Genomic DNA, 21093 nt, shown 5'->3' on the forward strand with positions numbered 1-21093 from the left:
TTAAAAGCGAAGAGTATGGAAACATGTTATAAAGAGCCGTTAAAAGCGAAGAGTATGGAGACATGTTATAAAGAGCCCTTAAGAGCGAAAAGTATGGAAACTTGCTATAAAGAGCCCCTTAAAATAAATCAATAAGATTAACATTAAATTAACATTTTTATTGTCTAAATGCAAATGATACGAGGCTCTCCTCGTATCATTTTAATTAAAGGAGAAAAAACATGGTTCAATATAAGAATAGGTTAATATGTGCAGATACATTAAATACTTTAGGAACAGCTATTACATGGTCTGGATTACCGATGTTTGCATTTTTATCTACTGGTTCTTATTTTTTTACGGGTGCACTTTATTTTACTGGAACAATAGCTGGTATTCTTGTAGGTGCATTTGGAAGTCAACTTATTGATAGATATTCCCCTAAAAAAGTAACATTGACTGCTCTTATGTTAAATATAATAGTTATTCTATTATTGTATTTGGGTTTAACAAAAGAATACTTTGTTTTTTTAATACCAGTAACTATCATATCTCAATATCTTGGAGCACTTACAAGCCTAAGTCAAAAAACTTGGTATAACTCTCTATATAAGAAAGATAACTTATTAAAGTTAATGGGACAAAGATCTGGCTGGATTGTAACAGCGAAGACATTAGGTTTTACTCTGGGACCATTAATATTTACAACATTGAACACAAATGCAATTTTAATAGATGCGTTATCATTTTTTATATGTTTCGTTTTTCTTATAAATATTCCTATAAAAGATGCTTTACCTAAAAAAGATGAGAAGAATAGAAAGAAACGTCCATTTGAAGGATTAAAGGCTTTGGCTTTTAATTCAAATGTAAGACCTTTTTCAATCATTTTTTTCCTGGAAGGAATGATTATGCCTATCATTATGAGTACCTCTATATATGCATTAACTAAGGAGTTTCATTTTGATTCAAGAGATATAACACTATTCTGGCTTATAGGAGGTATAGGTTCAATACTTTCAAACTATTTTTTAGTAGGATCTAAATTGTTTACGAAGAATATATTTAAAGGTTTATTTATCTCAGGGACGTTAATGAGTTTAGGTATTTTAATTATGACATTCACATCTAATTCTGTAGTATATTTATGTAGTTTTTCCTTTGTTACTTTAACTAGCCCTCTATTATCAACTCTTTCTGAAAAAGAAGCGTTTATTAGGATTCCGGATGGAGATCAAGCAAAAACTTTAGGAGGTTTACTATCTCTAAGTCAAATAGGTACTTTATTTATTATGCTGATTTCTACATTGATTGTTGAAAACTTTGGTTATCAATCACTATTTCTATTGATAAGTATGATAGCTGTCATTCGATTTGTGGTATTAATCTATGTCATGAAAAATGAATATTTACAAAATCAACAGAAATATAAGTTGAATTGAATAAGGTAGAGCGAAGGAGAAATAAAATGATTATACAAAATGAAAAGGTGGATATGGGACTAAGTACAGCTGGAGAAATAGGAGTAAATCTATTATTTTATAGTAATACTATTTTGTATAAATCTTTAGGCATGGCCGTAAAATCGGCAAATATTCATGATTTAATAGAAAGCGCGGAAGTATTACAATTTTATGTTGAGGATGGATTGATAGAATCATCATATTTTGAAGAAATTGGGAAGCAAAAAATGTACTATTTTTCACGTGAAATAAAAAATAAACGCGACCTGTTATGTGATTATGAAAAAAATGATATAAGTTTGAATTATAAATTAATACAACCACTTTGTAAGGAAGAAGGGTATCAAACAAATTTAATTCCCCTATTAATTTCAGTTATGCTAGTTAAGGGATTATAAGGTATCGCTATCAAGCTAAGATTATGCAAAGTCAATTTTAGACGAGATTGTTTCTTTTTCCTAAAGGACAAGTCTAGGTATTGCAGTAATTACTGTTTTGAGGACAATTTACTGTGCACTAAGTGTCTAATGTCTACTTTTACTTTATATTGCAGCACCTCTTAATGAAAGGTGCTGTTTTTTTGTTAATTAACAATCATTGTACTCAAAAATTAATAATATGTTATGCGATACGGTAATAAAGCTAGGTAGCATAGAGACTGTTAAGTTATAACAGTCGATAAGAATCCAGCTTATCCGATAGCAATTGAACAGTAAAAAAAAGAAAAAAGCATGATGGTATGCAACTTAGACAACAAAGGTACTTGAATAACATAGTAGGGGGCACCATACATCGCCATCAACCTAAAAAATCAATATCTCCCCATAACGAAAATTCTATTAATTAATAATTACTGAGGAGAAACACTAATTTGCTTTGGGCATCATCATCCTGTTCATGTTTTTCAAACAATGGACAAAACTTTTTTAAATTCAGGCTCACTAGGATGTAACCATGAACCATTCGCTCAATATGGTATTGTTAATTTTGATGCTGGGCGATGCTCTGTTGAATTGAAAAAAGTACCATATGATAACGAAAACTTTATAAATCAATACTTAAAGTTACAAATTCCAGATTATAAAACCATTTTAAAGATTTTTTATGGCAAGAACATATAAGCTGATTAAACTAGTAGATTCATTGAATTCCGAGTTCGAAAGTTATGTAAATGAGCTGTCCATATGGTAAGCCCATTTTATTTTTTGCCTAGCGTGGGTGGGTTCCAAAATGCGGGTGGTACTCCGTTCTAGTTGGGGGAAGGCACCTTAGGGTGTCTTTTCTTTATTACCTTTCGATCAAATATGCCGATATAAAAATAAGTCATTTGCTACTATGAGATGAGAAACCTTACATTTTAAAAAGAACTAATACAGCTTGGAGGGGAAAAAATGAAACAAAAAAAGACACTCTCAAGAGTGCCTTCCTTTAGCAGCCGAATCCGCCGCCCCAACAGCTAGCGCCAACGATGATTAATAAAATAAAGAGTACAACAAGTAAAGCGAAACCGCCGCCGAAACCGCAGCCTCCACCACAACTACCGCCATAGCCCATATTAACTCCTCCTTCCATAAAGACCATTAATTAATGGATTTAATTCACTTTATGTTTTTACGGATAATCTTGAGCAGGTCCTTTTGAAAAATAAAGGTGCTTAGATTTTAAAAGAGTTGACGACCTTATTTTTGTCACCGCTATTCGGCTGATGACATATTGTATTTTATTCTGTGTATTGGGGGAAGGAGGATCTTTATGGCTAATTCTGAAATGATTTTACGTTTACTTACAGATTTAAAGATTGAACAGCAAGCTTTAAAAGAACAGCTGGAGAAAATGCAAACAGCTGTGAATACTCTTGAAGAAAAATCAGTGATTGTGGAAGAAAAACCAAAGACTATTGAAGAAAAACCAGCTGTTGCTGCAAAGCAAAGAGCTCATTCTGGACACCCAACATCTTTTCGTGCTTGGAGAGCATCTGCTCAAAGGAATTCATAAAAATATAAGAAAAGAAGACATCTAGTAAGATGTCTTCTTTTACTTGTACAATCCAAATGATTAAGAAGGTATATCTATATTGCTTTAAAAATAAGAAGAAAATAACGATTGTCGACTCCTGTTTTAGTATAGCATGTAATAATGAAATTTTTCTATGTAATATTGCATATATGTGAATTATACAATTTTTATCTTATATATTTTAGTTGTCTGTTATTTGTTTTAATTCATTTACTTATATTATTTTTTGAGCGTCCCAGTTATGGGGCCTTTTTTTATAATTGTGTTAAAGCAGAAACCCCTCAAGCATAGTGAGGGGTTACATGACTAGGGAAATGAATGATTCTTAGTGTTTAATGAGCTGAAGTTCAGGATATTGCTTCTGAATTTCTTCTAAATGATTTTCGTTTATCCCTTTTAAATTTTGATCAAAGAAGCTAGTTACTAGTTTATTAATGAGTGTATAATTTGCGGCTACATCTTCACCGGGTTCATTAATAATACGTGAAAATGCGGCTAAATCTGTAAAACTATTATGATTTGTTTTTGGAATTACAACTGTGTACGCGCCAGGTTTTTCAATGGTTTTATTTCTTAAATAGGATATTTCAAACAATTCATCTTGGATTCCACCTGTCTTTTGATTCTCCGCTTCTTTCATATACTGAATGGTAGCTTCAGCGTTCATCAACATGAATGGTTTCTGAGGGCCGTCTTTAGGCATTGGATCTCCATACAATCCGCCGTCCATATCAATTGCAGCTTTAATACGAGTATCCTTTATTAACATTTGCGCGGCAGTTGCTCCTCCATAAGAGTGACCTAACATGCCGATTTTGTCATCGTCAATTAAATTTGTAATGGCTGTAAAGTTTTTATCAAAATTGCCTTTTATTACTTCGTTTAAAACAAAAGTAGTATCCTGTTCCCAATTTCGAACCATGTTATTTAAAGCGTTAGGTGTAAATTCAATTGGTACGGAATCTATACGTTTTCCATTAGGGAAAATTGTTGTTGCTGCGTATCCTGTGAAATTAAGAGCGATTACTACATAACCTTGACTAGCTAATTCTTCTAACTGGAATGTATTTTGTTGTCCGTATAATTCCATCCCATGGCCGAATAAAAGGAGTGGGAATTTTTCTTTAACTTGAAGTGGCTTAGCATCTTGATAAGAATGTGTTTTTGTCAGCCCTAAATGTGTCGTTACGATATACGGAGCACCTTTTGTTACACCCAATTGTTCAGCGAGGGCGTCTATGTTCTCAAAGTAGGCAGAAGGTTTCCCAGATTCTTTTTCAGCAGGATAGTATACTTGTATCATAAGTTCACGATTTCCATGACTACTACTCGGTACAATGGTTTCTTTTCGATTTGTATCAATTAAATGAAAAGCTTTCGTTCCTACTGTATATTTTCCTGTAGGCTCTGGGAGTGTTAAGATCGGAAAAAGCAAGGGTAGCGTAAACATTGCGATAGCAGTTACGATAATTCCTAACCCTTTTAAAATGTTCATCACTAACTTTTTAGAAACAGCTGTAGTTTTTGGTTTCAAAAAAACTTGTAATGTTAAAACGAACAATAAGAAATAGGCAGGGATCATACGCCAGTTTGCGCCAATTAATACGATGGTGGCTAATAAGAATGTGTAATTTATTATTAAGATGAATACATTCTTTTTCGTCAACCCGCGCTTGATAAAGATAAGTTGGATGCTAGACAAAAGTAATACAGCAACAAAAATGATTTCTAACATTTTCAGTTTTTAGCTCCTTTCCTAATCATATAAATGTAGATTGCTAATCTATAATCTTACCGGTTATATAACCGTCATTGATAATTGTATGCATGTAAGTAAGTTTAGAATGTTTTCAGATGACATATTAAGAAAAAAGTACTCATATGAGTACTTTTTTCTTAAACCGTTCCCCATAAATGATAAACCATACCGATAACAAAAAAAGCGAGTCCCACAAATAAAACGATTAAAGCAAGTATTCCATTTTTATTATGTTCCATACAGTCAGCTCCTTTTTAGTTATATACAAAAAAGCCTTTAGTCGTAATTATGGCTAAAGGCTTTGGGTATCATACGTTTAAGTTTATAAAAATTTACTTGGTTATGTATCCCGCTATTTGCGGGCTAATAATCAGTGGAGGGTGGACAAAGCCCCGGCTGATTAAAGTTCCACTTTATGGGAGACTTATATCCTGTAATAATGAGAAAAACAATATAAAGATTCCGATGGAAATAGGTTGTATATTTGAATGTAATCCAAAATGAAAGAAGAATTTACGGCGTTACTAAATGTATTAACTTGATAATGATGCTTGATTATTAGAAGCGAAAAATTTTATTTTTATTATAATTAATAGAAATGAAAGTAGTATAAATATAAATCCACTCCAAATAAGCTGGTGAATACCTAAGTTTGAAATAAACCAGCCTCCAATAGTTGTACCTAAAGTAATTCCGAGATTGGAGAATGAAACGAATAGGCTATTACCAAATTCAGGTGCTTCTTTTGCTTCGCTTATTAACCATGTTTGACCAACAATTAATCCGCCGGCATGTATGATTCCCCAAATGAATACCATAAAAATCATTGGAACAAGGTAGGAGCCTAAATAATAAACCAATATGTAAACAATAGAATATAAAATAGGGAACGATATTACTGTATTTACTATACTTTTTTGTAGGAGACCACCAAATAATTGATTGCCTAAAATCATAACTATACCAAATATAAATAGCATAATACTGATGAGCGATCCATTCATAGAAGTTACTTTTGCAAGGTACTCGGCGAAGTAGCTGTATACAGAAAACATGGCCGCAAAAAGGAATGTGACGGTTAAAATATTTAACCATAATCCCGGTTTTCCGAGTATGCGAATTTGTTTGCCAAAGGACATTTTTTCTTTAACAGGCATAGAAGGAAGTGAGATTAATATTCCAATGAATGCAAGAGCGTTAACAAGCGCTCCGAATAAGAAAGCAATTTCTAGTGAAAACTGGTCTGCAAGGTAAGAGGTTAATGGTACACCTAGAGCAAAACCAACTGTAATTCCCATAAAAACTTTTGTAACTGCTTGACCACTTTTTTCAGGGGGGACAAGTTTAGCAGCAGTTACAAGAGCGATTGAAAAGAAGAGTGGGTGAAGAACTGCTGGTAAAATACGAAAAATAAGCATGATTTCAAATTGTGTTGTATAAGCGTAGATTATATTTGAAATAACAAAAACAAAGATTGCTGTTAATAAAATTATTTTTCGATTCACACTAGAGACGAGCAAAATTAAAAACGGACCAGAAATAGCAACAACTAGCGCGAATATACTTACTAAAAATCCTGCTTGTGCAGTGGAAATACCAAATTTCTGAGTGATTTGTGGTAATACACCGACAATACCCATCTCGGTAGTAATAATTCCGAACACACCTATTGCTAGTGTCAGAATAAGTAAAGGATTTACTTTTTTCATTTGTAAAAATCTCCATTCTTATTATTATTTTGAAAATAAAGTTGATTCATTAACAAAGAAAATGAGCATTATTATAAGTATGATTGGATGTAAATAGTATTAGAATTATGTAATGTTAAATACAATAACAGATATCTAAATAACTAGATATGATATGTTAAAAAATTTTCTCCTTTCTATGTTTTTTGCTTTTATAGGTAGTGCAATTTTATAAAAGAGTAATTGGACACCTGTAAAAAAGCAGAAGGTGTGAAAGCTACTAATCAATTGGTAGTTTGATTAGTAGCTTTTACTTTATAATTCGTTTTGGACATATTCAGAAAATGCCCGTATTGTTTCTTCATTTCGACGATAGTATGTCCATTTTCCAATTCGATCAGAGTCTAGTAGCCCTGCCTTTTTCATAGTTAATAAATAACTAGAAATAACCGATTGGGCTAAGCCAGTTTTAAGCTGGATATCTCCTACACACACTCCAATCTGAAAATTAATTCCTTGTTCTAAATAAGGTTTTTCGTCGAAATGGTTTTCTGGATTTTTTAACCATGATAAAATTTGACATCTTGTTTCATTTGACAATGCTTTATAAATTAATGAAGGTTCCATAAGGATATTATATCTACTTTTATAGATTTGTAAATGGGTTTTGATGATTTTAAGGGAAGGAGGTATATGTAGATTCTTTTAAATGTGAATGGGATGCTCTAGTAAGGGGGATTTTTTCTAGATGTGAATTTATAAAAAGTTGTACTTCTGTATGAATTTGGAATATGATTATTTAAAGAGTAGGTGATGAGTACATGCAGGAAACAAAACAATTCCCGCTTATATCTGGAAATCTCTCATTAGATTTAGTGAATACAGAGTTAGTTAGGCGTGGACAACGTTATGATTTATTAATAACAGATGAAGATGTATTAGAATGGCTACATGTAATAAAGGTTAATCTTCCTTTTTGGAATGAAAAAACACTTATAGGAATTCAAGAGCGAATGAATCAAGTTACATCTAGCATACTAGAGCTAAGAGAATTACTGAGAAAACAGTTTGAGGCAATTGCCGATCAGCACGAAATTTCGGATGATTTTATTACGTATTTAGAAAAACAAATTGAGAAGGCACCCTTTACATATAAATTCATTGAACAGCGTCTAGTACCTGTCCCAGTTGGAGAAATTGAGGATGTACTTGTATCGATAATTGCATTGGATGCTTTAACCTTAATAACAGAAAATAAGCTTATTTCTCTTAAAAGGTGTTCAAACCCTGACTGTGTTTTATTATTTATAGATAAAAGTGGAAAACGAAAATGGTGTTCTATGAAAATATGTGGGAACCGAAAAAAGGTAGCAAAATTCCAGGATCGAAAATGTGAAGAAGTTTAGGGAATCAACTTATAGAAGTTGATTCTTTTTTTGTATTTTTAAACTAACCGCTAAAAATATAATTTACAGGTTAGTTTATTTGGATTATAATTATTGGTAAATAAAGGAGGAGAATGATGGATAATATAACAGCAGCTAAGCAGAAAGAGGCTCCACCAATAAGTGTACGATATTTTGCAAAAATGAAAGGGAAAGGAAGAAGTCCGTTACAAGTAAACATAAAGGACTCTTTGACGGGACTATTAGGTGGATTTTTAACAATTCTCACCTTAACATATCTAACGAGTATAACTTCTACAGAATTACTAATGGCTCCATTTGGGGCGAGTTGTGTATTAGCGTTTGGAGTTTGGAATGCACCGTTATCACAGCCGCGTAATATTATTGGAGGACATTTGATTTCAACTTTCATTGGTCTATCAATATATCATTTGTTTGGGAATGAATATTGGACAATTGCTTTAGCAGTTGGGATGTCGATTGCTATTATGATGTTAACAAGAACAACACATCCTCCGGCAGGGGCCGATCCAATTATCGTTATTTTAGGGGCATACAGTTGGAGTTATTTAGTAACACCCGTTTTAGTTGGTTCTCTTGTTATTGTAGTTATTGCTTTATTTATTAATAATATGAGTAGTAAAAGGGGATATCCAACTTTTTGGATATAGTTAATAAGGTGAAAAACAATTTGAGTAAGTATCCCGTTTTTTACTATGTCTTCATTTCATATACTTTTTAGTTTACAAAGAAAAGACACCCATATAAGAGTGTCTTTTCCGATAGTTTGTTTAGCAGAAGCAAGCAGCTCCAACGATGATTAATAAAATAAACAATACAACTAATAATGCAAATCCTCCAGCAAAACCGCAGCCTCCGCCGCAACTACCACCAAATCCCATAATAGTTCCTCCTTTAATAAGAGGGGAAAACAAAGGGTCACTCGTGTTTTTTAACGGATTCTATTTACTTTATGTTTGACGCATGAATGTGAGCAGGTCCTTTTGAAAATAAAAAAGACACCTTTAGGTGCCTTCTGTTCCATGTATGTAATTAATATTCGTTAGCATAAAACTCTTTTATTAGCTTTATTTCATTTGTATCCGGATCAAATTTAAATATTCTAATTTGATTAGATTCGTCTTTATAGGCAAATGTATTATCGCCAACTTGGGTCATATTGCTAGTGTTTAAGATAGGGTCACTACCGTGATCAGTGATTTCCACAGGTTTCTCACGGTCCCAAAATGCAATGACAATAATTAAGATGATAAGGCATATACGTATGTTACGTAGTTCTCTTGATACAGTATTCTCCATTTGATAGTCTCCTTTGTCATGTAATAGATTTTGTGTGTAAAAGAGAGAATTCTTAGGAATAGAATATAAATAAAAAAGACACTGTAAAAAGTGTCTTTTTTATTTAAGTTATGCGCATTGCTTAATAAGACGCTAGTTCCTCAGTATGAATATGAGTAACTATGTAGGGTAATTTCATTATAACATTTTAACCAGTAATGGGTCTATATGGGATTTTTGTAATTATTATGTTTATTTATTCGGAATGATAGATGTATTATTCTGAATTTGATCTATTAAAAGCAGTGCAAAAGGAAAAGGGCATACATTATTCTGTTTTATAGGAATGTATAGAGCTAGATTTCCCTTTACACAAACATAACGGTATAATATAGTTAAGTTAACTTAACTATTAAAAGCGAAATAAAAGCATGGAGGAAGAGTGCTATGACTAGGACGTATAAAGAAATAATTAATGAAATGAACCGAGCCTATAATGAATTCTACATTTTACTATTTCAGGAGTTAAAAGATGAGTACGGTCTTACAGGACAGCAAGAGAGTATGTTGTTTCATATTCATTTAAATGAAAACACGACAGCAAATCACATTGCGACTACTTTTAATATATCGAAAAGTGCTGTGAGCCAAGTGTTATCGAAATTGGAAAAGCAGAAGATGATTTCAAAACAAGTAAATCCTAATAATAAAAGGGAGTATTTCCTTACACTTGGTCCAAATGGTAGTAAGTATATGGAGCAGTTGTCTGAGTTAGATGATGTATTAATTGAAAAATACTTTTCTAAAATCGATATCGGTGCTTTAGAACAAATGACGGATACGTTAAAGGAAATAAATAAAGTGATATTGGAAGAAAAACAGAAGGATCTTGATTGTAATGAGTAAGAACTTAGATGAGGTAATGAGTAGAAAGGAGGAGAAGCGTGTGATGAGTTACATACCAAATATGATGACGATAGCAAACTTTGTATGTGGACTTCTCGCTATTTACGCTATTCTCTTTCACGATATGTATTTAGGAGCAGTTTTTATTATTACAGGTATGTTATTTGATTTCTTTGATGGCCTAGTTGCTCGGAAACTAGATGCTGTTTCGGAAATTGGCGGAGAGTTAGACTCATTTGCGGATTTAGTTACCTTTGGCGTGGCACCGTCTATTCTTGCCTATAGTGTAGCTTTAAAAGATTTGCAATCTATTGGGATGATATGTGCGCTCGCTTATAGTATTTGCGGAATGCTTCGGCTTGCGAGATTTAACACGCAGCAAAGCAAACTCCCAACCTTTATCGGCATGCCCATTCCATTCGCGGCAATGTGTCTTCTCATTTTATGCTTTTTGAATAATCCAGTTTCCGTGGCGTTTGGTACATGTGTACTCGCGTATTTAATGGTGAGTAAAATCAAATTCCCTCATTTTAAAAAAGATATATCTGAAAGTTTGAAGTCCGAAAGATGGGACTAATGAGAAAGGTAAGGAGCATAACATGATTCGTATGGCATTAAGATCATTCAATATACAAATATATTGTTTGCTAGGCGTAATGTTATTGGGATGGCTTGTGACACCTTTTTCAGCACAGTTCGTAGGGATAAGCATTGGCCTTTTAGTAAGTATGTACTGCGCCTGGATTTTAGGAAGACGTATTGAAAAGTTCGGAGATAGCATTGTAAAAAAAGAAAAAGCACCGATGCTCGGAATGATGAACCGGTTCGCAGCCGCAATTCTCGGCGCAATTATTATGTATGAAATTGAACACCATGAATTCATGTGGACATTTGCTGCTGGAATTATGAGTGGGTATTTCTTGGTTATTATTAATTTGGGGTATTACAGTATGAGGGATGAGAAGGGATAAAGTGAAAACTAAGTTTAAGCATACTGTTGCCTAACAACGAATAGCGGATTAGTAATTAGAGTAATAATAAAATCTAACATAAAATTTAAGAAAAATTTTATATTTCCCCCACTTTTTATTTTAAAAGTTTTTCCTATCCTATAAACAAGTTACATCAAGGAGGAGACTGAAAATGAAGAAGTGGGGATTTTTTATTTTTAATATATTCCCTATATTCGAAGACAAAGTAGAAGGTTAAATATATGAACAAAGTACCGATTCTTAAACTATGTTCTAAATAATAGATGAAAATGTAAAGTTAGGGGATTCCACATGCATAGAGAAGTTTTGATGAGTTATTTGTATACGTATTTTTTTACAATTATGTTTTGTATTGTATTTCAAATTGGATGTTATTTTAAAGCGAAAAACAATATATCTATTCGGCATTTTCTATGGGTGTATATTTTTCTATTTTACCTTTCGCTTGTGTATAAGGTGACGCAAATCGCGACTGTATGGGATATAAGTAGATATGAAACGTGGATTCGTGTAAATCAAATTAATTTGACTCTATTTGATACGGCGGGTAGTACTACGTATCTTTTGAATATTTTACTGTTTATGCCGTTCGGTTTTTTATTACCGACTATTTGGCCGCACTTTAGAAAAATAAAATACACCGTATGTGCAGGGTTTCTTTTTTCATTGGCAATTGAGCTAAATCAATTACTAAATAATAGAATTACAGATATCGATGATTTATTTACGAATACCCTCGGGGCGATTATTGGGTATTTATTATATAGAGCTTTTAAAATGATATGTAAAAGAGAGGGGGAAAAGCTTGATACCAATTCTTCTCTAGTTATAAAATACGAGGCTGTTTTTTGTTTAGTGTGTTCATTTGTAGGGGCGATGTTAATTTATCATCCAGCTTTATTTGGAAGACCTGTCATCCTTCAGTGAGGTGATCATGCCTTTGCGTGATTTCGTTTATAAAATGATTCTAGTTCTCTACACTCAAACACGATAAAATGTGAAGTGCGCATTCTCTTTTTCTAACTTAATAGATACAGTTTATGTATTATATGATAGGCAGGTGTAAATGTGTTAAGTGTTCAATTATCTCAATACTTACTAAAAGAGTCTCAACCAGATCTTCATACAGATGAAAAACGAGTGTATATGTTAAGTGATGAAGGGTTATCACCGTATCCTATCTATTTAAATCATCCGATTATGATAGGAGTGGGGACGAATTGGAATCAGCATACAGGATTTGAAGAAATCATTAAGGGATTTATAGGCGTAATGAATAAGTTTCCTATGTATATGTTATTTGAAACTTATTTATGTAGAGAATTTATTGAAGGATTCTTAGAGGAGAATACATTTCAATTTGAGCTAGTTTTTACTAATAAGAAAAGGGATACGAGCTTTTTTAAAGAGTGCATTACCAATGGTGATGATATAACTACACTTATGAAGTATTTCTTTCAATCAGCACAAGATTCTCTCTATACGTTAGTAAGCTATTCAGCAGATTGTAAGATTATCAGTAATCGTACTGGTGAGATGGAAATAAAGGCTGACAGTTTCTATCCAAGCTTTTCATTTATGCATGATGCGCAAGAATTATTTATTATTGGTGGGGAAGAGAAATGGGCAGATATCCATTATATAAAAAGGTTTTTCCATCTTGAGCAGATTACAGAGGAGCTAACTATGGATTTAAGAATATGAGAGAAGAGAAGAAATAGATGAGTAAACCCTCAAGTATAGAACGATATACTTGAGGGTTTTTATGCATGAATAAGGGCCTTATATCATATATTTTATTCGTCGTTCCATGTAAGTCATTCGGTTTATAAAAACAATGTATTGAATAAATCAGTAAAGAAGGCTTTTCTATTTTTCCCTAGAATGAACAGTAATGTATAATCTAATTCCTTCATGTAATAAGGAGGCAGTAAATTTTGAACAGGAAAATTTGGTTTGTATTTACTTGTTTTGCTCTTTTAGTATCTGGTTATATTGTTGTCCAATATTTTATTATGGATGGATTTCAAACAGGGCTGGTAAAAGCGAAGCTTATGTATGGATCTAAATTAAGTGAGTTCTGGTATAGTATGTTATTTATACATATTACAACGAGTATAGTAGCATTAGTAATTGGTCCGTTTACATTATCGACTAAATTTAGAGAAAGGAATATCAACCGTCATCGAATAATTGGGAGAATCTATATGGTTGGTATATTATTAGGAGGCCTTTCTGGACTATACCTATCCTTTTATGCTACGGGAGGATTAGTAGCGAAACTGGGTTTCGGTTTGTTATCCGTATTTTGGCTAACATCAGCATATCAAGCATTACAGAGAGTTAAGAATAAAAAAATGAAAGACCATCGAAATTGGATGATTAGAAATTACGCTTTAACCTTTGCGGCAGTTACATTAAGAATTTGGCTACCGTTGTTTATCGTTCTATTTGGAATAGAGCGGTTTGAACTTAGTTACGCTATTATTGCTTGGTTAGCGTGGGTACCAAATTTAATTATCGCAGAATTATTCATAAGAAAAAGACTTAATAAAGGAAAATATAAGGAAAATGAGGATTTACATTTTTAATGTGAATTTGCTGTCATATTGAGGGCAGAAGTCTTCATTGATTGAATTTTTTAATAGCTGAATTACGTATAAAAATAGGGTGGCCAATTGAAGCCATCCTATTTTTAGTTGTATTACCAACTAGCAGTTTCCGTATTCTCCTTCAACCACTTCACCCAATCCAAATCTTCCACCTTAAGCAAACTGAGTGAAACACCTTTCATATCTAAAGAAGTTAACAGTGTACCGACCTTTACGAATGTAACTTGTAATCCTTCCAGCTCACACAAACGGCGAATGTCGTTTGCGAAAATGTATTGTTCCATTAATGGTGTCGCACCGAGTCCGTTAATAAGGATGGCGAAGTTGTCGCCTTTTCTCCAGCGGTAAATACTTTTTAGTTTGTTCATCAGTTCAATCGCTAATATTTCAGAAGAGGATAGTGCTTCTTTACGGTAACCTTTTTCGCCGTGAATACCGACGCCGTAAAAGACTTCATCTTCGTTTAATGTGAATGAAGCTTGTCCTTTCACTGGATCGTTGGCAGGTGAAAGGGCGACTCCTAATGTGTGTAAGTTTTCGGTGATAGAGCGGCCGAGTGCAGTTAGTTCTTCTAAAGAGTGACCTTCAAGAGCCGCCGCGCCAAGTATTTTTTGAACGAAAACAGTACCAGCTACGCCGCGTCTTCTTTTATTAAACGAAGAATCATCTTCAATTGAAACGTCGTCATTTACGATGATATGGTCAATTTGTCTTCCTTCTTCTTTGGCAATTTGCTTTGCTGCTAGAAAGTTCTCAACGTCATCTTTAAAGTTTTTAATGATGAATAAAATGCTTTTATCTTGTGGCATAAGACGAGTTGCTGCTACGATTTGTTCTACTGTAGGCGGAGTGAAGATGCTGCCGTTTACTGCAGCTGTAAGCATTCCTTTTCCTACATAACCAATATCAGCTGGTTCGTGTCCGCTACCACCGCCGCTTATTATAGCGACGTCTTGCTTCATTTTCTCGATATCTTTTACATAAATGATGTTATTTGTTTCGTCGTAATTTACTTTGTCGTTATGTTCAAAATAAAAGCCATGCATCATATCTTGAACGATATTTTGTACATCATTCATAATTTTTTTCATTGCTTTTGCCACCCTTTAATTACTTTGCTGATTGCTCCAGTAATAGTAGTAATTGATTGTTTATCATATTTTTCATGAAAGAAGACATAATGGAAGGATCTACTTCGCATTTGCTTTCAATCCAATCTTTTATCGTTCCAACGAAGCCGTGACTATAAAAGGAGGCAATCGTATTTTTTGTCTCATCAGAAAGGCTGAATCCGCAGCTCACAGATAATTCATCAATAATCTTCATATATAAGTTTTTCGTATGCTCAAATAAATAGTGATTAAACGAATTTTGCTCAATAACTTTAAAAGCATTTCGGTAAAACTTTTGATTTTCATAAAAGTAATCAAATAATAAATCGAAAATGTTTTCCCACGTTTCATAGTCGAGAAAGTCGATAATGTTTTCCTTCGTTTCTTCTCTATAAATCCAGCCTAATAGTTCAAATTTATCTTTAAAGTGATAATAAAAAGTTTGCCTACGCATTTGACAGTGTAACATAATATCGCTCACTGATATTTTATGAAACGACTCTGTTTCCATTAAATACTTCAATGAATTCGCGATTATTTTTTTAGAAATTATAGAAGAGGTCATCTGAATCATCCCTAGAATGTTAGTAATATAAAAATCCTATTCAAAAATGAGAGCGGTGTCTTTAGACAGATTGTCCATTTTGTCCGTTTACTATAAAACGCTTTCATTTTAACATGGTTGGTAAGAAGAAGATTTCAAATATATCACAATATATTAAAGGAATTGAGGGAGAACTACAATGAAAAAGATTATAAACAAACCAGAAACATTAGTTATGGAAATGTGCAACGGAATGGTTATGGCTCATCCAGAGCTTGAGCTTTTAAAAAAATATAAAGTCATTAAGAAGAAAGAAATGAATGAAAATAAAGTAACATTAATTAGTGGCGGCGGTAGTGGTCATGAGCCGGCACATGCAGGATTAGTCGGAAAAGGAATGTTAGATGCGGCAGTGTGCGGAGATGTGTTTGCGTCACCTTCACAAATTCAGGTATATCAAGCAATTAAAGAAACAGCTAGTAAAAAAGGTACGTTATTAATTATTAAAAATTATAGCGGCGATATTATGAATTTCAAAAATGGTGCGCATTTAGCGACGGAAGATGGAATTGAGGTCGACTACGTAAAAGTGGACGATGATATTGCGGTAGAAGATAGTTTGTATACAGTGGGACGCCGCGGCGTTGCGGGCGTTATTTTAGTCCATAAAATTGCCGGCGCAGCAGCGGAAGCAGGGATGGATTTAGGAGCGGTGAAAGCTGTAGCGGAAAAAGCAGCTGCTAACGTGCGCACAATCGGTTTAGCATTAACTTCTTGTACCGTTCCAGCGAGTGGATCACCTACTTTCACACTTGCGGAAGATGAAATGGAATACGGCGTAGGTATTCACGGTGAACCAGGAATTAAACGTGAAAAAACGATGTCAGCTGATGAACTAGCGAACCGTATGACAAACGATCTTATAAAAGATTTAGGAGTAAAAGACGGCGAGGAAATCGCACTTCTAGTTAATGGTTTTGGCGGAACTCCACTGCAAGAACTTTACCTATTTAACAACGCAGTTACGAGAGAATTAGCTGCTAGAAACATTAAAATCAATAGAGTATTCGTCGGCAACTATATGACGAGTATCGACATGGCTGGTATGTCTTTAACAGTGATGAAGCTAGATGACGAGCTAAAAACATTACTATCGAAAGAATGTAATACACCTGCATTTAAAGTAGATGGACCAGTTGAAAGTGTAGAGTACGTAAATGTGCTTGAAGAGACAGAAGAGAAGGAAGTTTCATTTGAACTAGAAACAGCGGAAGAGCACGCTGTGATTAAAGATAATGTTATTACATTAAACAACATGATTTATCTCGTTGATAAAATGAGCGATATTATTATTAAAAATGAAGTACCATTCTGTGAGTTAGACACGCATGCAGGTGACGGCGACTTTGGAATGAGTGTGGCAAAAGGATTTAAGCAATTAAAACGTGAGTGGCATTCTATCGTAGAACAAGAAAACGTAACAATCGGATCATTCCTTGACGGTTGTTCCATGATTATTATGGAACATTGCGGCGGCGCATCTGGTCCAATTTGGGGCGGTGCATTCCGCGCAGCTAGTAAAGCAGCAGGCGAAAAACGTGAGCTAACAGTGAAAGAATTCGCTGAAATGTTGCAAGCAGCACTGCAAGGCATACAATCGATCGGTGAAAGATCATTCGGCAGAGGAGCGGTAGTTGGTGACAAAACACTTGTTGACGCACTTGCTCCATGTGTAGACTCTTGGTTAGCTAGCGCTTCAAACGAAGAAGATATGAAAACTGCCTTTGAAAAAGGTGCAGAAGCAGCAGTTAAAGGCGCAGAGTATACGAAAGAAATCGTAGCTCGCATGGGCCGCGCCGGCACAGTTGGTGAAAGAAGTTTAGGATATCCAGATGCAGGTGCGCATGCACTTGGGGTTATCTTTACGGAGATTGCGGGTAGTTTGAAATAGGAATTGTAAAGTCCCCTCTGCCTTAAGGTGGAGGGGTTTTTCTGTAGTTGATATGTAGAAGACTTCTTTCGTTACTTTTTGCTTATTTGAGAGATTTCTTCAATCAAATTGTATTTTAGACTTAGTTTGTTTGTGATTGCAGCTTATCAATTTTCCAGTATGTTTCTAGAGGGTCTAAAGAGCTTTCAATATAAAACATATATTCATCTACGGTACCTGGTACTTCAAAAGCTATTTTCAATTCTACCGTTTCATTTGGTTTAACTTGTATATCAGAAGGGCTTTGATCAAGCACCGTTCCTTTATAGGTCTTTCCGTCTTTTTCATCTTTTAAGTTATATTTTAATTCTGATAGTCCAATCGTTTGACCTCGTACATTTTTTACAGAGACATTAACAACTACGGAATCGTTGCTAGCATTTAAATATGCACTTTGAACGGCGGTCAAGTAATAGCCTCCCTTAACACTCTCACCAACTAATAAAATACCTTGTTCCAAGCGGCTCATATCTTCTTTTTCTTCAAAATTTATTAATTCTTCATTTTCATTTTTTACGGTTGGTTCTTCTATTGGACCATTTTCAACGGCACTATCTGTTTTATCTTGTGTGCAAGCAGCCGTAACACTGACTAATACTAGAATGAAAGTAAGTAATATAGATAATTTTCTCATAAAATTTATCTGTCTCCTTAAGTTTCTCAATTTGTGCAGCTATACATATAAGATTAACATAATGTCTCATTATTGGCTCAAAATAGGTGATCTTTTAGACAACTTATTCTTTTTGCTTTTAATATACATTCGATTGGTTCTCGCGATATTTGTTAATCTGTTAAAACATTGGCTTAGTAATACCGAGGGGTATTATAAATATATTAATCATATAATTTGTCCCTATCAAAATGAACGTCTTTTGCATCTAATATATTGTAAATATATTTTATTTCGAAAGGATGTGATGATATGGCTCATAAATCTACTGGAGTGTTTCGAGTTCCCGTTTCTGAAAATGGGATTATTCCAACTGCTCTCAACATTATGTTAAACAATGATTCACGCTGTCATACTAGTAATGTAACGGTAACTGTTAAGAGAAGTCGAAACACTTTTTTCCCAACTCAAAATGAATTAGTTGAAATCTCTCGTACTTTTGTTTCTTTAGAACCGAACAGAACAACTAAGATTGTGTTATTTACTCCAGAATTCCAAATAGAAGATTTTCTTGATGTCACAATTAGTGGAAATAAAGAGGATGTTAAGGATGTGCTTGTATATTCTTTCTTAGCAGATTCAGTAGGGCACAATCTGCCATCTACTGTTTTCAGAAATGCAGAATACACTTTTGCTTGCTGACAACGTGATGATGTATTCTTTATTATCATATCAAGGTGCCATCCTGCAGCTTGAATCATCATAATTTTATGGTGTTGTTATTATACAAGTAAGAGAAGACATCGATTAAGATGTCTTCTCTTACTTGTACACTTGGTGTTAAGAAGGTATCATATTGCTTAAAAACCATAAAAAAATATAACAATCATCGAGTAAGCCTATTATAGCATCAATAAATAAGCTTCGATATGCAATATTACATATATATAGATTTATTTATGTCTGATCTATATAGTTAAATCGTCTGTTATTTGTTTTAATTCATTTACTTATTTTATTTTTGAGTGCTCCAGCAATGGAGCCTTTTTTTATGAAATAAAACATTTTCTTTGCGTTATGTAGTTGATCTATATTAACTTTACCTCTTTAAAAAATATCCATTAATTGTTTAAAATAAACGTTAGCTAAATGAATGTATTTCTGGATTTTCTGTAAAAATTATCTCAAGTTTATGAAGATATTAAGAGGTAATGTTGTATGGTAGTATGAGGAAAAGAGTATATAGATAATTTTGAAAAAGGGGGGTGTAAATTGAATGTTCAAACTACCGTAAATAACAAAGTTACTGAACTGTTAAATGCCTGGTATATTTCGAAAGAGAGAAGCTTTGGGAATACGTGAAAGAATATACTGAAGTACTAGCGGTTCTATTCCATAAAGAACATAACTTTGAAAAAGCGAGTTATTATTTCTTCACTAGCCATAAAGCGAGTGAAGAGGTTTTTAAAAAGGAGGCATTAAAATGAAAAAAATAAGTGTTATCTTAGTTGGTGTTGTCACGGCTCTTACGTTATTTTTGAATGTGTCTCATAATTCGGTCAATCATCAGGAATCTTCTCAATTTATTAAAGATGTCATCGTTCAATATGCACATGGGAATACTGGTTGAAGATAAAGTTTTGTGACGGAAAACCTCGTTATTAATAGCGAGGTTTTTTTGATGTTAAATAGCAGGGCATCGCTATCAAGCTAAGAAAAGCAAATACCCCAAATTAATTTTTTGTTTAGGGTATTTGTATATACTTCCAAATATTAAATCGATAGGCCATGAATGATGCCCTAAGATAAGGGAGCCTAAAGTATTTGAATAAGAAACTTTAGATTGTTCGTTGGAGTTTTTTAAAATATTAAAATAATAATATGTACTTTTATTATTTTAGTTAAAAGAAGTTTGAAATGTGTAATTCACTATGTTTTCCAAAGAAAATAACGAAAGGAAAGGCGATGCATACATTTACAAAATGACAAAATTGTAAGAATACACGAATGTTTGTAAGAAAGTTCGATGTTTTCCTTTTTCTTTTTTTATTATAGTGAAAAAGAAGAACGAAATATTCTCTTATGTAGGAAAGGAAGATAATAATGATTGATCTATTAAATAAATGGATGTTAGAAAGTACAGGCAATTTCAATATCGTTGTAGGACTTACAGCACTTCTATTTTTGGGTTCAGTAATTGCACTTATAATCATTTACAAAAAAATTGGTAAACCAGATGAAAGAACAAATGCTATTTATTTTAAAATTATTTCTTGTATGTTTACTACTCAAATTTTAATGAATGCTATATTTATTTCTCTAGTTGGTAAAGATATCGAGAATTTCCGTCAAATCTTTATATTATTTGAAGCCTTTGTATTTTTCATTGGAGCTATTTATTCGTTTAAATTATATAGACAGGAATATAAATAGTTCACTTATAAGAAACAATAAAAAATGTAAACTTTTCATTTTTAGTTTACTGTATATTCTATACATATGAGGTTAATATAACGTCTCATTATCGGTAGCAAGAAAAAGGCGAATTCCTACTCTCAAAAGGAATTCGCCTTTTTCTTTTCTATAACCCTATTCATCTCTTAATAAATTGTGTGTTTAGGGTTCTTGTTTGTTACTGAATGAGTCGAAAAATTGTATGAAATCTTGCATACTCTTAGCGTGATTATTTTTTTAAAATGCTGACGGTACTCCGT

24 protein-coding genes and 2 pseudogenes are annotated in these 21093 nt (G+C 33.3%); 17 read left to right on the plus strand and 9 right to left on the minus strand.

The genetic code is table 11. The features are described 5' to 3' along the window. The first annotated feature begins 221 nt into the window (after nucleotides 1-221). The 3 genes and pseudogenes from AC2CGR_RS00300 to AC2CGR_RS00310 all read left to right on the plus strand — a co-directional run. Nucleotides 222-1421 carry an MFS transporter gene (locus AC2CGR_RS00300; protein ID WP_270185432.1) on the plus strand — a complete coding sequence of 400 codons (1200 nt, stop codon included), beginning with the start codon at nucleotides 222-224 and terminating at the stop codon, nucleotides 1419-1421. 26 nt (nucleotides 1422-1447) lie between these two features. Then, nucleotides 1448-1840, plus strand: a complete 393-nt coding sequence (locus tag AC2CGR_RS00305) for a hypothetical protein (RefSeq protein WP_002150736.1) — start codon at nucleotides 1448-1450, stop codon at nucleotides 1838-1840. A 267-nt stretch (nucleotides 1841-2107) separates the two neighbouring features. Continuing rightward, nucleotides 2108-2220: pseudogene (locus AC2CGR_RS00310) on the plus strand (IS6 family transposase); the annotation flags it as partial. A gap of 650 nt (nucleotides 2221-2870) precedes the next feature. Here the strand turns inward: AC2CGR_RS00310 and AC2CGR_RS00315 are convergent. Beyond that, entirely contained in the window at nucleotides 2871-2996 is a 126-nt protein-coding gene (locus AC2CGR_RS00315) for a YjcZ family sporulation protein (protein ID WP_000540377.1), read from the minus strand. 198 nt (nucleotides 2997-3194) lie between these two features. Between AC2CGR_RS00315 and AC2CGR_RS00320 the strand changes: the two genes are divergently transcribed. Further along, nucleotides 3195-3437: a hypothetical protein gene (locus tag AC2CGR_RS00320; protein ID WP_141524594.1), complete on the plus strand. Its 243-nt coding sequence runs from the start codon at nucleotides 3195-3197 to the stop codon at nucleotides 3435-3437. Between the two features lie 346 nt (nucleotides 3438-3783). On the opposite strand, the gene AC2CGR_RS00325 is transcribed toward AC2CGR_RS00320, so the two are convergent. The 3 genes from AC2CGR_RS00325 to AC2CGR_RS00335 all read right to left on the minus strand — a co-directional run bounded on the left by AC2CGR_RS00325 (nucleotide 3784) and on the right by AC2CGR_RS00335 (nucleotide 7532). Continuing rightward, the gene (locus tag AC2CGR_RS00325; protein WP_484480411.1) at nucleotides 3784-5193 is read right to left on the minus strand and encodes an alpha/beta hydrolase family protein; all 1410 of its coding nucleotides are present in this window, start codon (nucleotides 5191-5193) and stop codon (nucleotides 3784-3786) included. A gap of 557 nt (nucleotides 5194-5750) precedes the next feature. Continuing rightward, nucleotides 5751-6926, minus strand: a complete 1176-nt coding sequence (locus tag AC2CGR_RS00330; RefSeq protein WP_484480412.1) for an MFS transporter — start codon at nucleotides 6924-6926, stop codon at nucleotides 5751-5753. Between the two features lie 294 nt (nucleotides 6927-7220). Next, nucleotides 7221-7532: an ArsR/SmtB family transcription factor gene (locus AC2CGR_RS00335; protein ID WP_060629779.1), complete on the minus strand. Its 312-nt coding sequence runs from the start codon at nucleotides 7530-7532 to the stop codon at nucleotides 7221-7223. A gap of 194 nt (nucleotides 7533-7726) precedes the next feature. On the opposite strand from AC2CGR_RS00335, the gene AC2CGR_RS00340 reads away from it, so the two are divergent. After that, nucleotides 7727-8311 (plus strand): CGNR zinc finger domain-containing protein, encoded by a 585-nt coding sequence (locus AC2CGR_RS00340; protein WP_071723679.1) that lies wholly within the window; start codon nucleotides 7727-7729, stop codon nucleotides 8309-8311. 116 nt (nucleotides 8312-8427) lie between these two features. Beyond that, nucleotides 8428-8982, plus strand: coding sequence for an HPP family protein (locus AC2CGR_RS00345; protein ID WP_098603873.1), 555 nt, complete (start codon nucleotides 8428-8430; stop codon nucleotides 8980-8982). A gap of 120 nt (nucleotides 8983-9102) precedes the next feature. On the opposite strand, the gene AC2CGR_RS00350 is transcribed toward AC2CGR_RS00345, so the two are convergent. Beyond that, complete coding sequence (locus AC2CGR_RS00350; RefSeq protein ID WP_000505679.1) at nucleotides 9103-9213, minus strand: YjcZ family sporulation protein; 111 nt, start codon at nucleotides 9211-9213, stop codon at nucleotides 9103-9105. A 151-nt stretch (nucleotides 9214-9364) separates the two neighbouring features. Next, nucleotides 9365-9631, minus strand: a complete 267-nt coding sequence (locus AC2CGR_RS00355; protein ID WP_277479598.1) for a YmzC family protein — start codon at nucleotides 9629-9631, stop codon at nucleotides 9365-9367. 426 nt (nucleotides 9632-10057) lie between these two features. On the opposite strand from AC2CGR_RS00355, the gene AC2CGR_RS00360 reads away from it, so the two are divergent. The 6 genes from AC2CGR_RS00360 to AC2CGR_RS00385 all read left to right on the plus strand — a co-directional run bounded on the left by AC2CGR_RS00360 (nucleotide 10058) and on the right by AC2CGR_RS00385 (nucleotide 14099). Then, nucleotides 10058-10516 carry a MarR family winged helix-turn-helix transcriptional regulator gene (locus AC2CGR_RS00360; protein ID WP_087965714.1) on the plus strand — a complete coding sequence of 153 codons (459 nt, stop codon included), beginning with the start codon at nucleotides 10058-10060 and terminating at the stop codon, nucleotides 10514-10516. After that, nucleotides 10509-11093 (plus strand): CDP-diacylglycerol--serine O-phosphatidyltransferase, encoded by a 585-nt coding sequence (gene pssA / locus AC2CGR_RS00365; protein WP_131101550.1) that lies wholly within the window; start codon nucleotides 10509-10511, stop codon nucleotides 11091-11093. Before AC2CGR_RS00360 ends, pssA begins: the two co-directional genes overlap by 8 nt. 22 nt (nucleotides 11094-11115) lie before the next feature. Continuing rightward, nucleotides 11116-11487, plus strand: a complete 372-nt coding sequence (locus AC2CGR_RS00370) for an ATP synthase subunit I (RefSeq protein WP_087965712.1) — start codon at nucleotides 11116-11118, stop codon at nucleotides 11485-11487. Between the two features lie 312 nt (nucleotides 11488-11799). Then, on the plus strand, nucleotides 11800-12435 hold the full coding sequence (locus AC2CGR_RS00375; RefSeq protein WP_087965710.1) for a VanZ family protein: 636 nt from the start codon (nucleotides 11800-11802) through the stop codon (nucleotides 12433-12435). 141 nt (nucleotides 12436-12576) lie between these two features. Then, nucleotides 12577-13212, plus strand: a complete 636-nt coding sequence (locus tag AC2CGR_RS00380; protein WP_484480413.1) for a hypothetical protein — start codon at nucleotides 12577-12579, stop codon at nucleotides 13210-13212. Nucleotides 13213-13445: 233 nt separating this feature from the next. Beyond that, a complete protein-coding gene (locus AC2CGR_RS00385; protein WP_484480414.1) occupies nucleotides 13446-14099 on the plus strand; it encodes a DUF2306 domain-containing protein in 654 nt (217 codons plus the stop codon). Nucleotides 14100-14212: 113 nt separating this feature from the next. On the opposite strand, the gene dhaQ is transcribed toward AC2CGR_RS00385, so the two are convergent. After that, the gene (dhaQ, locus tag AC2CGR_RS00390) at nucleotides 14213-15211 is read right to left on the minus strand and encodes a DhaKLM operon coactivator DhaQ (RefSeq protein WP_484480415.1); all 999 of its coding nucleotides are present in this window, start codon (nucleotides 15209-15211) and stop codon (nucleotides 14213-14215) included. A 19-nt stretch (nucleotides 15212-15230) separates the two neighbouring features. Then, entirely contained in the window at nucleotides 15231-15797 is a 567-nt protein-coding gene (dhaS, locus tag AC2CGR_RS00395) for a dihydroxyacetone kinase transcriptional activator DhaS (protein ID WP_087965702.1), read from the minus strand. A 178-nt stretch (nucleotides 15798-15975) separates the two neighbouring features. Between dhaS and dhaK the strand changes: the two genes are divergently transcribed. Next, nucleotides 15976-17727 carry a dihydroxyacetone kinase subunit DhaK gene (dhaK, locus tag AC2CGR_RS00400; RefSeq protein ID WP_484480416.1) on the plus strand — a complete coding sequence of 584 codons (1752 nt, stop codon included), beginning with the start codon at nucleotides 15976-15978 and terminating at the stop codon, nucleotides 17725-17727. Nucleotides 17728-17848: 121 nt separating this feature from the next. On the opposite strand, the gene AC2CGR_RS00405 is transcribed toward dhaK, so the two are convergent. After that, entirely contained in the window at nucleotides 17849-18400 is a 552-nt protein-coding gene (locus AC2CGR_RS00405; protein ID WP_087965698.1) for a DUF4352 domain-containing protein, read from the minus strand. A 291-nt stretch (nucleotides 18401-18691) separates the two neighbouring features. Here AC2CGR_RS00405 and AC2CGR_RS00410 point away from each other — a divergent pair, with 291 nt between their 5' ends. From AC2CGR_RS00410 to AC2CGR_RS00425, 4 genes and pseudogenes are all read left to right on the plus strand, one after another. Beyond that, nucleotides 18692-19081, plus strand: coding sequence for a hypothetical protein (locus tag AC2CGR_RS00410; RefSeq protein WP_000940661.1), 390 nt, complete (start codon nucleotides 18692-18694; stop codon nucleotides 19079-19081). A gap of 626 nt (nucleotides 19082-19707) precedes the next feature. Then, a pseudogene (locus AC2CGR_RS00415) lies at nucleotides 19708-19866 on the plus strand (tetratricopeptide repeat protein); the annotation flags it as partial. Further along, nucleotides 19863-20009 carry a hypothetical protein gene (locus tag AC2CGR_RS00420; protein WP_163254612.1) on the plus strand — a complete coding sequence of 49 codons (147 nt, stop codon included), beginning with the start codon at nucleotides 19863-19865 and terminating at the stop codon, nucleotides 20007-20009. The pseudogene AC2CGR_RS00415 and the gene AC2CGR_RS00420, both read left to right, overlap by 4 nt. 473 nt (nucleotides 20010-20482) lie before the next feature. Then, nucleotides 20483-20812, plus strand: a complete 330-nt coding sequence (locus AC2CGR_RS00425) for a 6-aminohexanoate hydrolase (protein ID WP_270185425.1) — start codon at nucleotides 20483-20485, stop codon at nucleotides 20810-20812. Nucleotides 20813-21093 lie beyond the last annotated feature (281 nt).

The organism is Bacillus sp. LSHTCR4 (assembly GCF_057197025.1).